General features: G+C 73.9%; 14 protein-coding genes. 7 read left to right on the top strand and 7 right to left on the bottom strand.

Annotated elements, in window-relative coordinates:
• Positions 1-66: 66 nt before the first annotated feature.
• Both B1H29_RS20725 and B1H29_RS20720 read left to right on the top strand, forming a co-directional pair.
• Positions 67-294, top strand: a complete 228-nt coding sequence (locus tag B1H29_RS20725; RefSeq protein WP_055417506.1) for a hypothetical protein — start codon at positions 67-69, stop codon at positions 292-294.
• A 76-nt stretch (positions 295-370) separates the two neighbouring features.
• Positions 371-2,014, top strand: coding sequence for a DNA repair helicase XPB (locus B1H29_RS20720; RefSeq protein WP_055417507.1), 1,644 nt, complete (start codon positions 371-373; stop codon positions 2,012-2,014).
• A 13-nt stretch (positions 2,015-2,027) separates the two neighbouring features.
• Here the strand turns inward: B1H29_RS20720 and B1H29_RS20715 are convergent, their stop codons facing one another.
• Positions 2,028-2,408, bottom strand: coding sequence for a hypothetical protein (locus tag B1H29_RS20715; protein WP_055417508.1), 381 nt, complete (start codon positions 2,406-2,408; stop codon positions 2,028-2,030).
• A 97-nt stretch (positions 2,409-2,505) separates the two neighbouring features.
• The gene (locus B1H29_RS20710; RefSeq protein ID WP_055417509.1) at positions 2,506-2,691 is read right to left on the bottom strand and encodes a hypothetical protein; all 186 of its coding nucleotides are present in this window, start codon (positions 2,689-2,691) and stop codon (positions 2,506-2,508) included.
• A 283-nt stretch (positions 2,692-2,974) separates the two neighbouring features.
• Here B1H29_RS20710 and B1H29_RS20705 point away from each other — a divergent pair, with 283 nt between their 5' ends.
• Positions 2,975-5,020 (top strand): HelD family protein, encoded by a 2,046-nt coding sequence (locus B1H29_RS20705; protein WP_055417510.1) that lies wholly within the window; start codon positions 2,975-2,977, stop codon positions 5,018-5,020.
• A gap of 332 nt (positions 5,021-5,352) precedes the next feature.
• Here the strand turns inward: B1H29_RS20705 and B1H29_RS20700 are convergent, their stop codons facing one another.
• The 3 genes from B1H29_RS20700 to B1H29_RS20690 all read right to left on the bottom strand — a co-directional run bounded on the left by B1H29_RS20700 (position 5,353) and on the right by B1H29_RS20690 (position 7,498).
• The gene (locus B1H29_RS20700) at positions 5,353-6,042 is read right to left on the bottom strand and encodes a copper homeostasis protein CutC (RefSeq protein ID WP_055417511.1); all 690 of its coding nucleotides are present in this window, start codon (positions 6,040-6,042) and stop codon (positions 5,353-5,355) included.
• Between the two features lie 86 nt (positions 6,043-6,128).
• Positions 6,129-6,812, bottom strand: a complete 684-nt coding sequence (locus tag B1H29_RS20695; RefSeq protein WP_055417512.1) for a maleylpyruvate isomerase family mycothiol-dependent enzyme — start codon at positions 6,810-6,812, stop codon at positions 6,129-6,131.
• A 32-nt stretch (positions 6,813-6,844) separates the two neighbouring features.
• Positions 6,845-7,498, bottom strand: coding sequence for a TetR/AcrR family transcriptional regulator (locus tag B1H29_RS20690; protein ID WP_055417513.1), 654 nt, complete (start codon positions 7,496-7,498; stop codon positions 6,845-6,847).
• Positions 7,499-7,633: 135 nt separating this feature from the next.
• On the opposite strand from B1H29_RS20690, the gene B1H29_RS20685 reads away from it, so the two are divergent.
• Both B1H29_RS20685 and B1H29_RS20680 read left to right on the top strand, forming a co-directional pair.
• Positions 7,634-8,299, top strand: coding sequence for an HD domain-containing protein (locus tag B1H29_RS20685; RefSeq protein WP_055417514.1), 666 nt, complete (start codon positions 7,634-7,636; stop codon positions 8,297-8,299).
• A gap of 10 nt (positions 8,300-8,309) precedes the next feature.
• Positions 8,310-9,386, top strand: coding sequence for a GNAT family N-acetyltransferase (locus tag B1H29_RS20680; protein WP_079160347.1), 1,077 nt, complete (start codon positions 8,310-8,312; stop codon positions 9,384-9,386).
• Here B1H29_RS20680 and B1H29_RS20675 read toward each other — a convergent pair.
• Both B1H29_RS20675 and B1H29_RS20670 read right to left on the bottom strand, forming a co-directional pair.
• Positions 9,359-9,646: a DUF4031 domain-containing protein gene (locus tag B1H29_RS20675; RefSeq protein WP_055417515.1), complete on the bottom strand. Its 288-nt coding sequence runs from the start codon at positions 9,644-9,646 to the stop codon at positions 9,359-9,361. The genes B1H29_RS20680 and B1H29_RS20675 overlap by 28 nt on opposite strands.
• Before the next feature lie 13 nt (positions 9,647-9,659).
• On the bottom strand, positions 9,660-10,040 hold the full coding sequence (locus B1H29_RS20670; protein ID WP_055417516.1) for a hypothetical protein: 381 nt from the start codon (positions 10,038-10,040) through the stop codon (positions 9,660-9,662).
• Positions 10,041-10,095: 55 nt separating this feature from the next.
• Between B1H29_RS20670 and B1H29_RS20665 the strand changes: the two genes are divergently transcribed.
• Both B1H29_RS20665 and murQ read left to right on the top strand, forming a co-directional pair.
• Complete coding sequence (locus tag B1H29_RS20665) at positions 10,096-11,061, top strand: MurR/RpiR family transcriptional regulator (RefSeq protein WP_055417517.1); 966 nt, start codon at positions 10,096-10,098, stop codon at positions 11,059-11,061.
• 118 nt (positions 11,062-11,179) lie between these two features.
• A complete protein-coding gene (gene murQ, locus B1H29_RS20660) occupies positions 11,180-12,115 on the top strand; it encodes an N-acetylmuramic acid 6-phosphate etherase (protein ID WP_055417518.1) in 936 nt (311 codons plus the stop codon).
• Positions 12,116-12,126: the final 11 nt, after the last annotated feature.

Raw genomic sequence — 12,126 nt, 5'->3', positions numbered from 1 at the left:
CTCCCCCGGGGAGCACTCCTCCTGACTCCCCCCGGGAAGCACTCCTCCGAAAGGCCGGCACCCCCCATGCGTTCCGAGCTCCCCGACCCCACCCGCTCCGCCGCCCGTTCCGCCGCCCGTTCCGCCGTCGCCGTCTCCGTCGCGGCCCTGATCACCGCCGCGGCGCTGTTCGGCGCCCTCGCCCCCGAGGCCACCGCGCTGCCGCTGCCCCGGCCGGCCACCGGCGTGGAGTCCCTGGTCACGGAGGCGGTCACCGCCGAGGGACCGCTGATCAACAACCTCACTCCCCGGTAGCCCGGCCCCGCGATCAGGCACACTGGACGTTTGGCCGAGCCGTCGTCGGCCGTACGCACGCGAAAGGGTGCCGCCCGTGAATGGTCCGCTGATCGTCCAGTCCGACAAGACCCTGCTCCTCGAGGTCGACCACGAGCGGGCCGGCGACTGCCGTCGTGCCATCGCGCCGTTCGCCGAACTGGAGCGGGCCCCGGAGCACATCCACACCTACCGGGTGACCCCGCTCGGCCTGTGGAACGCGCGCGCGGCGGGCCACGACGCCGAGCAGGTCGTGGACGCGCTCGTCGAGTACAGCCGCTACCCGGTCCCGCACGCGCTGCTCGTCGACATCGCCGAGACGATGGACCGCTACGGCCGCCTCACCCTCTCCAAGCACCCGGCGCACGGACTGGTCCTGACGACCACCGACCGGCCGGTGCTGGAGGAGGTCCTGAAGTCGAAGCGGATCGCTCCGCTGGTCGGCAACCGCATCGACCCCGACACGGTGGCCGTGCACCCCTCCGAGCGCGGGCAGATCAAGCAGACGCTGCTGAAGCTGGGCTGGCCGGCCGAGGACCTCGCCGGGTACGTCGACGGCGAGGCGCACCCGATCGAGCTGGCCGAGGACGGGTGGGCGCTGCGGCCGTACCAGAAGCAGGCGGTGGAGAACTTCTGGCACGGCGGCAGCGGTGTCGTCGTGCTCCCCTGCGGCGCCGGCAAGACGCTGGTCGGGGCGGGTTCGATGGCGCAGGCCAAGTCGACGACGCTGATCCTGGTCACCAACACCGTCTCCGCCCGGCAGTGGAAGCACGAGCTGGTCAAGCGGACCAGCCTGACCGAGGACGAGATCGGCGAGTACAGCGGGACCAGGAAGGAGATCCGGCCCGTCACCATCGCCACGTACCAGGTGCTGACGACGAAGCGGAAGGGCGTCTACCCGCACCTGGAGCTGTTCGACTCCCGGGACTGGGGTCTGGTCGTCTACGACGAGGTGCACCTGCTGCCGGCGCCGGTCTTCAAGTTCACCGCCGACCTCCAGGCCCGGCGGCGGCTCGGCCTGACCGCGACGCTCGTCCGCGAGGACGGCCGCGAGTCGGACGTGTTCTCCCTCATCGGCCCGAAGCGGTTCGACGCGCCGTGGAAGGAGATCGAGGCGCAGGGCTACATCGCGCCCGCCGACTGCGTGGAGGTCCGGGTCAACCTCACCGACTCCGAGCGCCTCGCGTACGCCACCGCCGAGACGGAGGAGAAGTACCGCTTCTGCGCGACGACCGCGACCAAGCGGAAGGTGACCGAGGCGATCGTGCGGCGCTTCGCCGGGCAGCAGATCCTCGTCATCGGCCAGTACATCGACCAGCTCGACGAACTGGGCGAGCACCTGGGCGCGCCGGTCATCAAGGGCGAGACGTCCAACGCCCAGCGGGAGAAGCTCTTCGAGTCCTTCCGCCAGGGCGAGATCAGCGTCCTGGTCGTCTCCAAGGTCGCGAACTTCTCGATCGACCTGCCGGAGGCGACGGTCGCCATCCAGGTGTCGGGCACCTTCGGGTCCCGGCAGGAGGAGGCCCAGCGCCTCGGCCGGGTGCTGCGCCCGAAGGCCGACGGCCACCAGGCGCACTTCTACTCGGTCGTCGCCCGCGACACGCTCGACCAGGACTTCGCCGCCCACCGGCAGCGCTTCCTGGCGGAGCAGGGCTACGCCTACCGGATCATGGACGCGGACGAGCTGCTGGCGGAGAGCTGAGCGGACGCCCCGGTCAGGACCCCGGGAGGGTGAACACCAGGGTCAGGACGAACACCGGCGGCAGCAGCGACAGCCCGGCCAGCCAGGCCCGCGGGACCGACCAGCGGCGGGTCCAGGGAAGCGCCCAGGCGGTGATCCAGGCTCCGTGGGTGAGGAAGGCGCCGAAGAAGAGGGTCCCGTAGATCAGCTTCAGCGAGGTCGTCATCGCCCGCGAGCAGTCGTTGCCGCAGCCGTCGGTGGCCATGACCGACATGCCGCCGAGGAGCGCCGCCGCCGGTACCAGGACCGCCAGGAGCACGGTGGCGACGGTCGGTGCGATCCACGCCGTGCGGTCCCGCGGGTCCCGGCGGAGGGCCGGGTGCGGCGGCCACGTCGCGCGGTGCTGTGGGCTCATGCGGCCAGTCAAGCCGCACAATCGTGCCCGCGCACCGGCCCGGGTACTCAGACCGGCACGTGCGGGTACTCAGTCCGCACGGCCCGGGACGCCGACGTCACCGGCGGCGGACGCCGGCCTCCTCGCCGTACTCACCGAGCACGACCACGTCGAAGGCGGCGCCCGCGAACACCCTGACGGCGCGCAGGGCGTCACCGATCCGGTGCCGGTGGCTGCCGGCCACGGGCGTGGCACCGGACACGCGGCGCGGTGCCGGGTGGGGGGAGATGGTTGCTGCGCTCATGTCTCCATGGTGCGACTACGGGCCCCGGACCGGCATCGGTCTGCGGGTCGAACCCCCTCCACCCCCGCTACGCCTGCGGGCGGACGCCGTCCCCTCAGGTCGGAGGGGTCCGACCCCTAGGGGTCGGAAAACCCGTTGACCCGCCCGGCCCACGCTCCCCTACACTCTCCGCTCTTGCCCGCCTCCCCACGGAGCGCCGCCGTCCGGACGGAAACCGGTCGGCCCACCGCGCGAAGCCCGCGCCCACCACACCGCAGGTCCTTGGTCATCCGGAGGCACCCCCTTGTCCACGCCCGTCCACGACGACCCCCTCTCCGAAGAGCGCTCCCACCTGGCCGCCTCCCGTTCCGCCCTGCGCGCCATGCGCGAGGACGTGGAGTCCCTCGACATCACCGACGTCACCGCGAACTGGGTCAACGCCGCGGTCCTGGGGAGCCAGATCGAGCAGCGCGTCAAGGCCCTGGCCGACCTCAGCGGGACCCCGCTGTTCTTCGGCCGGCTCGACTACCTGCACGCTCCTGGCGCGGAGCAGGCGGAGGGCGGGGAGGGGGAGCGCTTCTACGTGGGGCGGCGGCACGTGCACGACGCGGACGGTGACCCGATGGTGATCGACTGGCGGGCACCGGTCTCGCAGCCGTTCTACCGCGCGTCGAAGAAGGACCCGCTGGACATCTCGCTGCGCCGCCGCTTCGGTTACACCGGCGGGGACCTCACGGCCTACGAGGACGAGCACCTGTCCGACCCGGCCGAGGCGGCGGTCACCAGCAAGCTGCTCCAGCAGGAGATCGAGCGGCCCCGCGTCGGCCCGATGCGCGACATCGTGGCGACCATCCAGCCCGAGCAGGACGAGATCGTGCGCGCCGGGCTGACCGGTTCGGTCTGTGTGCAGGGCGGCCCCGGCACCGGGAAGACCGCCGTCGGCCTGCACCGGGTCGCCTACCTCCTCTACGCCCACCGCGAGCGCCTCGCCCGCACCGGCACCCTGGTCATCGGGCCGAACAAGTCCTTCCTGCACTACATCGAGCAAGTCCTGCCGGCCCTCGGCGAGCTGACGGTCCGCCAGGCCACCGTCGACGACCTGGTGGCACACGTCGAGGTGCGCGGCGCGGACGAGGCGACGGCGGCGGTGATCAAGGGGGACGCGCGGATGGCGGAGGTCCTGCGCAAGGCCCTCTACTCGCACGTCACCCCGCCCACCGAGGGCGTCGTCGTGGTGCGCGGCTCGCGCCGCTGGCGGGTGGCCGCGTACGAGGTGGAGGAGATCGTCCGCGAACTGCTCGCCCGCGACATCCGCTACGGCGCCGCCCGCGAGGCCCTCCCCCAGCGCATCGCGCACGCCGTGCTGGTGCAGATGGAGCGGGCCGGGGAGGCGCCGGACGACCGGGTGCAGAACGCGGTGGCGCGCAACGCGGCCGTGAAGGCGGCGGTGAAGACCGTCTGGCCGCAGGTGAACCCCGCGCAACTGGTCCTGCGCCTCCTGTCCGACGCGGACTTCCTCGCCGAGCACGCCGAGGGCGTCCTCACGGAGGACGAGCGGAAGGCGGTGCTGTGGGTGAAGCCGCCGCGCTCCGTGAGGTCCGCCACGTGGTCACCCGCCGACGCCGTGCTGATCGACGAGGCCACCGACCTGATCGAGCGCACCCACTCCCTCGGGCACGTGGTCCTCGACGAGGCGCAGGACCTCTCCCCGATGCAGTACCGCGCGGTGGGCCGGCGCTGCAGCACCGGCTCGGTGACGGTCCTCGGCGACCTGGCGCAGGGCACCACGCCGTGGGCGACCCGCAGTTGGGACGAGGCGCTGGCCCACCTGGGCAAGGGCGAGGCCGTGGTCGAGGAGCTGACGGCCGGTTTCCGCGTGCCGACGGACGTCATCGCGTACGCCTCCCGGCTGCTGCCGCACATCGCGCCGGGCCTGACGCCGGTGGCGTCCATCCGTGAGAGCCCGGGATTCTTCGACATCCGGGGGACCGGCGAGGGGGTGTCGGACGTGGTGTCCGCGTGCCGCGAGCTGCTGGAGCGCGAGGGCTCGGTCGGTCTGATCGCCGCCGACGCGCGGGCGGCGGAGCTGGCGGAGGCCCTCGGGGCGGCGGGGATCGGCTTCATCGGCCCGGGCGAGGAGACGACCGGCGCCACCCGCCTGACCCTGGTGCCGGCCTCGCTGGCCAAGGGCCTGGAGTACGACTACGTGGTCCTGGACGAGCCGCAGGCCGTGGTGGACGGCGAACCGGACGAACGGACGGGACTGCGGCGACTGTACGTGGCGCTGACCCGCGCGGTGTCGGGATTGATCGTGACCCACGGGGCCGAGCTGCCGCCGCAACTGGCGTAGCGCGGCCGCGTCCCCCCAGCGCCTGAACGGAGCGTGAACGGCCCGGGAGATACCCGGAGGCGGCCCGGGTGGGCACGGGGGGACCCAGTGGGGGACCCGAGCGGGGGACCCAACGGGGGACCCGAGCCGGGGACCCAACGGGAGACCCGAGCCGGGGACCCAACGGGAGACCCGAGCCGGGGACCCAACGGGAGACCCGAGCCGGGGACCCAACGGGGGAAGGTCAGCCGAGGGCAGCCGGGGAGGTCAGCGGGGCAGGCACCGCGATGCCGGGCCGGGCCGCGCCACCCACCCCCCGCGAGCCGCGACGCCGGTCTCCACCCGAACGACGCTCAGTGCCCGAGCACCCGTCGCCACTCCCCCACCGCCGCCGCCGACACCGGCCCGGACCACCCGGAGGGCCGCGCCGCTCCGCCGATGTGGAAGCCGTCGATTCCCGCGTCCAGCAGGCCGGGCACGTGGTCCAGCCGCAGGCCGCCGCCGACCAGGAGCTGCTGCTCGTAGCCGGGTTCCCCGCGCCGCCGCGCCTCGGCGAGCAGGACGGTCAGTCCGTCGTCGACACCCCCGGCCGCCCCGGCGGTCAGATACGTGTCCAGCCCGGGGAAGTCCGCGAGCTGCTTGCGCAGCGCGTCCCGGTCGGCGGCGCGGTCGATCGCTCGGTGGAACGTCCACCGGCAACCGTCCAGCACCCCGGCGACCCGCTCCACCGCGCCCAGGTCCACGTCACCGTCCGCGTCGAGGAACCCGAGCACGAACTGGGTGGCCCCGGCCTCCCGCATCTGACCGGCGGTCCGCGCCAGCCGTTCGGCGTCCCCTGCGGCGAACCCGTCCGCGAGCCGCAGCATCACCCGTACGTCGATGTCGACGGCGGCGCGGATCGCGGCGACGGTCGCGGCCGACGGGGTGAGTCCGTCGGCCGCCATGTCGGTGACCAGTTCGAGGCGATCCGCGCCTCCGGCCTGGGCGGCGACCGCGTCCTCGACGTCGAGGGCGATCACCTCCAGGACTGCACGCTTGCTCATGGGACCCCATTCGTCGGCCTGCTACAGGTCTAGTCCAATCCAAGACTACGCCCAGACAGCCGGCCGGGGCTCCCCTTCACGCCCGCTCAGCCACCGAAGAGGTTCAGCTCCGCCGCCGTCACCCCGGCCAGCTCGTACCGGGCCGCGTCGTCCACCGGCCGGCCCGCGTACAGCCGTACGAGGGTGGCGGCGTCCCCGATGAACCGCCCCGGCGGCCGCTCCCCGCTCACCTCGCCCAGCTTCAGGGGCTCGTCCACGTCGTCGAGGTCGGCGTGCAGCGGCACGTGGCCGCGGTCGCGGGTGAGCGTGCCGAGCAGCGCCAGCGCGTCCGGCAGCCCGCGCCCCGCGTAGGCCCCCGGCTCACCGAGAGCCACCCGCACATCACCCGCGTGCACCCACTCGCCCAGCGCGATCGCGTCCAGGGCACCGCCCGCGCGGCCGATCACCGGGCCGGCCTCGGTCATGCCGCGCTCCAGCTCGTCCACGACCCGGGCGTTGGTCCAGCCGGCGCGTTCGGCGATGTCGCGGTCGTTGGAGGAGGGGGAGAAGACACCGTCCTCGAAGCGGTTGTCCACCACCCGGATCAGCGCGCTGGAGCAGTGCGCCAGCACGTCCCGCACGGTCCAGCCCGGACACGCGGCCACCGGCAGCGCGAAGTCCCCGTCCGCCCGGGAGCGCAGCAGCGGGACCAGTTCGTCCCGCTCCACGGCCAGCAGCCGTCCGGGCACCTCGGGGTCGCGTACGTCGTGCACGTCTGCAGGAGTCGTCATGGCTCCACGGTAGGGCCCGGCCCGGCTCCCGGTCAGCGTTCCAGCAGGTCGTCCAGTTCGGCGGCGTAGAGCCGTGCGGGGTCGAACGCCATGCCGGTGAAGTGGCCCGCGAGTTCCAGGGACAGGACACCGTGCAGCCGGGTCCAGACGGTCAGGGCGCGACGGAGGACGGCGGGTGCGGCGGGGTGGCCGGCCGCCCACTCCCGGTGGCCTTCGATGTGCGCGTCGAACGGCGCCGCGGGCCGGTCCGAGGGGAGCGCGGCGCAGGCGTCGAGGATCACCGCCATGGTCTCGGAGGCGATCTCGGTGACGTCGTCGGGCGCGTGGTAGCCCGGGACGGGGGTGCCGAAGACGAGGAAGTAGCGCTGGGGGTCGTCGAGGGCCCACGCCCGCAGGGCGTGCGCCAGACCGGCCAGGTCGGCACCGGCACCGGCACCGGCGACCGTCCGGAAGGTGTCGGCGAGGCTCCGGTAGGCGTCCCTGACGAGTTCGGTGATCAGCTCGTCGCGGCCGGCGAAGTACCGGTAGAGCGCGGGTCCGCTCATGCCCATCCGCTTGGCGATCGCGTTGAGCGAGAGCGCGGAGGCGCCCGCCGCGGCGATCTGCTCCCACGCGTGTTCCTTGATCTCGGCGCGCACCTGCGTGCGGTAGCGCTCGCGCGGCGTCTTCGTGCGCGTGTCCGTCATGATCCGCCCTCTCACGATTCGGTTAGAGGGTATCACGAACGCTATTGCCACCACCTTCGCCGTCTCGCCGTCTCGTCACGCTCGCCGGGCCCGTTCCCGAAGCCGGTGCCCCGTCCCCGCTGGAAGAATGGGGCCATGGCCGATCCCGACGCCCTGCGCTCCCGTTTCGCCCGCGCCCTGGACGGGGTCGCCGCGCCCGCCCCCGGCCGTCCCGATCCGGCGCCGTACGCCGACCACCTGCTCGCCCGCTGGCAGGAGCCCCAGCGGCGGTACCACACGCTCGCGCACCTCACCGCGGTGCTGGACCACATCGACGTACTGCAGGAGTACGCCGACGACGCCGACGTCGTACGACTCGCCGCCTGGTTCCACGACGCCGTCTACCTCCCCGAGCGCTCCGAGAACGAGGAGCGCTCGGCCCGCCTCGCCGAGCGCGCGCTGCCCGAGGCCGGGGTCCCGGGCGAGAAGACCGCCGAGGTGGCCCGGCTGGTCCGCCTCACCGTCACCCACGCCCCGGCCGGCGACGACCGGGACGGTCAGGTGCTGTGCGACGCGGACCTGGCCGTCCTCGCCTCGCCGCCGTCGGTGTACGCGGCGTACACGGCGGCCGTCCGCGAGGAGTACCACTTCGTGCCGAACGAGGCCTTCCGTGAGGGCCGGGCCGCGATCCTCCGCCGACTGCTCGGCCTGCCGCGGCTGTTCCACACCCCGCACGGGCGGCGCGAATGGGAGGCGACCGCCCGCTACAACCTCACCGGCGAGCTGGAAATGCTCTCGCTCGGCAACGGCCCGGCCACGTAGCCTGCCCGGCATGCGGTACATGGGTGGGGAACAGGTGGAAGAGGCCGTCGCGGGCGCCGTCGCGCTGCTGCGGACGGCGACGGACCGGGACTGGGAGGGGATGCCGGCCGGACGGCTGGAGTGGAGCTGCCGCTACACGGCGGAGCACATCGCCGGCGACCTGATCACCTACGCGGGCCAGCTCGCCGGACGCGCCACCGAGGCCTACGTCCCCTTCGAGATCACCCTGGACGACGGCACGGACAACGACGGCGTCCTGCACGTCATCGAGACGACCGGCGCCCTGCTCGCCGCCACCCTCCGCACCACCCCGCGCGAGGTCCGCGCCTTCCACCCGTACCCCTTCCGCGGCGCGAACCGCGAGGGCTTCGCCGCCATGGGGGTCACCGAGGTACTCGCGCACACGCACGACATCGCCGAAGGCCTCGGACTGGCCTACGAACCGCCCGCCGAGCTGTGCGCGGACGTCCTCGCCCGGATCTTCCCGCACGTCCAGCCCGGCGCCGACCCCTGGCGCACCCTGCTGTGGGCCACCGGCCGCGGCGAACTGCCCGGCCGCGCCCCGGTCACCGGGTGGCGCTGGCGCAACAACCTGGTGATCGAGGCCGAGCGCCTCACCCTCCAGGGCGTCACCCCCGCCGCCGCCACCGACCTGGCCGCGGGCGGCGACGGGGGCTTCGCGTGGGTGGAGAGCGGCCCGTTCCAGGGCACGCGGGACGCCGCGGGGATGCTGCTGAAGGCGTACGAGGCGGGCGTACACCGGCCGGAGTGGGGCGTGTTCGTACTCGTGCGGCGCCAGGACGGCCGCGCGGTCGGCGGCATGGGCTTCCACGGGGCGCCGGACGAGGACGGCCGGGTGGAGATCGGCTACGACCTCGCCGAGGCCGCCCGCGGCCACGGCTACGCCACCGAGGGCCTGCGGGCGCTGTCCGCGTGGGCGCTGGCCCGCGAGGAGGTGACGTCCGTGTTCGCGACGACCGAGCACGCCAACCTCGCCTCCCAGGCCGTGATCGTCCGCGCCGGTTTCCGCCAGGTCGCCGGGGACGGGGAGCAGCTCGCCTACGAACTCCGCGACCCGCGCGGCTGATCCCCGCCCTTCCTGCGCCGCAGCCCCGCCCCGTGCAGCAGCCGCACCACCTCGCGGCTGCTGACCTCCAGCGCACCGGCGGACACGGCCTCGGCGTACCGCTGGGCGGGGATGTCGTAGTGGTCGCGTTCGAAGGCGCGGCGCGGCACGCCCAGGGCCGCGGCGAACGCGTGCAGTTCGGCGTAGGAGACGTCGCTGACGAGGTGCGACCACATGCGGCCGTGGCCCGGCCAGGCCGGCGGGTCGATGTAGACGGTCACCGTGTCGTCGTCCTCACGAGAGCGTGCCGCCGGTGGCCGCGCCCAGCGAGCCCACCGCCGCGACCTTGACGCCCGCCTTGCCGCACACCCAGTGCGGGTCGGGGCCGAGTTCGGGCTCGACGTCCAGCGCGTGCGGGTCGCCGGAGCCGCACACCGGGCACAGCGGCCAGCGGCCGTACCGCTCCAGCAGGGCGTCCTGCACGTCCTGCGCGACCAGTCCGGCCACGAACTCGACGCCCTCGGGCCACTGCTCGACCCACCAGCGCCGCTGCACGACGGACTCCTCGACCAGCGACACGACGTCCGGCTCGGCCACCTGGCCCGCCACCAGGTCGGCGAGCACGAGGGCGCGCGCGGCGTGCAGCGCCTGCTCCAGGGGGCTGATGGGGTCCATGCACCCATTGTGCGCACTCTTGACCCGTGGACCGAAACGAAAATATCTTTCATGAGTGACCGATGACGTGAAGGAAACTTTCGGCAGCGCGGGTGGCGACGCGACCGGTGGCCGCCGCGGCGCCGGAGGCGGCGGCGCACCCCCCGCGCCCGCCGCCCTCGCGGCCAAGGTGCGCACGCTGGCGCCGTCGATGACCCGCTCCATGCAGCGGGTCGCCGAGGCCGTCGCGGGCGACCCGGCCGGCTGCGCGGCGCTCACGGTCACCGGCCTCGCCGAGCTGACCGGCACCAGCGAGGCGACCGTCGTACGCACCGCCCGGCTGCTCGGCTACCCCGGCTACCGGGACCTGCGCCTCGCGCTGGCCGGACTCGCCGCCCAGCAGCAGTCCGGCCGCGCGCCCGCCATCACGACCGACATCGCGGTCGACGACCCGATCGCCGACGTCGTCGCCAAACTCGCCTACGACGAGCAGCAGACCCTCGCCGACACCGCCGCCGCGCTGGACACCGTCCAGCTCGGCGCGGCCGTCGCCGCGCTCGCCGCCGCCCGCCGCACCGACGTGTACGGCATCGGCGCCTCCGGCCTGGTCGCGCAGGACCTCACCCAGAAACTCCTGCGCATAGGGCTCATAGCCCACGCCCCCGGCGATCCGCACCTCGCCGTCACCAACGCGGTGCAACTGCGCGCCGGGGACGTCGCCCTCGCCATCACGCACTCCGGGTCGACGGGCGACGTCATCGAACCGCTGCGGGTCGCCTTCGAACGCGGCGCGACGACCGTCGCCATCACCGGCCGCCCCGACAGTCCCGTCACGCAGTACGCCGACCACGTGCTGACCACGTCCACGTCGCGGGAGAGCGAGCTGCGGCCGGCCGCGATGTCGTCGCGGACCAGTCAGCTCCTGGTGGTGGACTGCCTGTTCGTGGGGGTGGCGCAGCGGACGTACGAGTCGGCGGCGCCGGCTCTGGCGGCCTCGTACGAGGCGCTGGCGCATCGGCACGGGTCGCGTGGCAGACCGTAGGACCCGCTCGCCGCGGGCGGCCGCGGGCGGCCGCGCCCACGCGGCGGGGCCGCACGCCGGCACGGCCCCGCGCCCCTGGGTAAGTACAGACACCGAAGCTGAAAAGAGCCGCTTCCTCATGACCGCAACCCCCCGCCACCCCGACCTCCGTTCCCAGTTGGAGAGCCTCACCACCGAGGCCTTCCGGCCCGAGCTGGCCGAGATCGACCGGATGTCCACCCTCGACATCGCCCGGGTGATGAACGGCGAGGACACCGCCGTGCCCGCCGCCGTCGCCGAGCGGCTGCCCGAGATCGCCGCCGCGGTCGACGCCGTCGCCGCCCGGATGGCGCGCGGCGGACGGCTGGTCTACGCGGGCGCGGGCACGGCGGGCCGCCTCGGCGTGCTGGACGCCTCCGAATGCCCGCCCACCTTCAACACCGCCCCCGGACAGGTCGTCGGCCTCATCGCGGGCGGTCCGGACGCCATGGTCACCTCCGTCGAGGGCGCCGAGGACTCGGCCGAGCTGGCCCGCGCCGACCTGGACGCCCTCACCCTGACCGCCGACGACACGGTGGTCGGCGTCTCCGCCTCCGGCCGCACGCCGTACGCCGTCGGCGCCGTCGAGCACGCCCGCGCCCTCGGCGCCCTGACCATCGGCCTCGCCTGCAACCGGGGCAGCGCCCTGGCCGCCGCCGCCGAGCACGGCATCGAGGTCGTCACCGGGCCCGAGCTGATCACCGGCTCCACCCGCCTGAAGGCCGGTACGGCGCAGAAGCTGGTCCTGAACATGCTGTCGACGATGACGATGATCCGCCTCGGCAAGACGTACGGGAACCTGATGGTGGACGTCCGCGCCTCCAACGAGAAGCTGCGCGCCCGCTCGCGCCGCATCGTCGCGCTCGCCACCGGTGCCGCCGACGACGAGATCGAGCGTGCGTTGACCGCCACCGACGGCGAGGTCAAGCACGCGATCCTGACCCTGCTGGCCGATGTGGACGGCCCGACGGCGGCCCGCCTTCTGGAGGACTCCGGCGGCCACCTGCGCGCCGCGCTGGCGGCGGCGAAGGGCTGACCGCACGCTCG

Origin of the sequence: Streptomyces pactum, assembly GCF_002005225.1 — a bacterium.
Classification (GTDB): domain Bacteria; phylum Actinomycetota; class Actinomycetes; order Streptomycetales; family Streptomycetaceae; genus Streptomyces; species Streptomyces pactum_A.
This window is presented reverse-complemented; position numbering and strand designations above follow the sequence as displayed.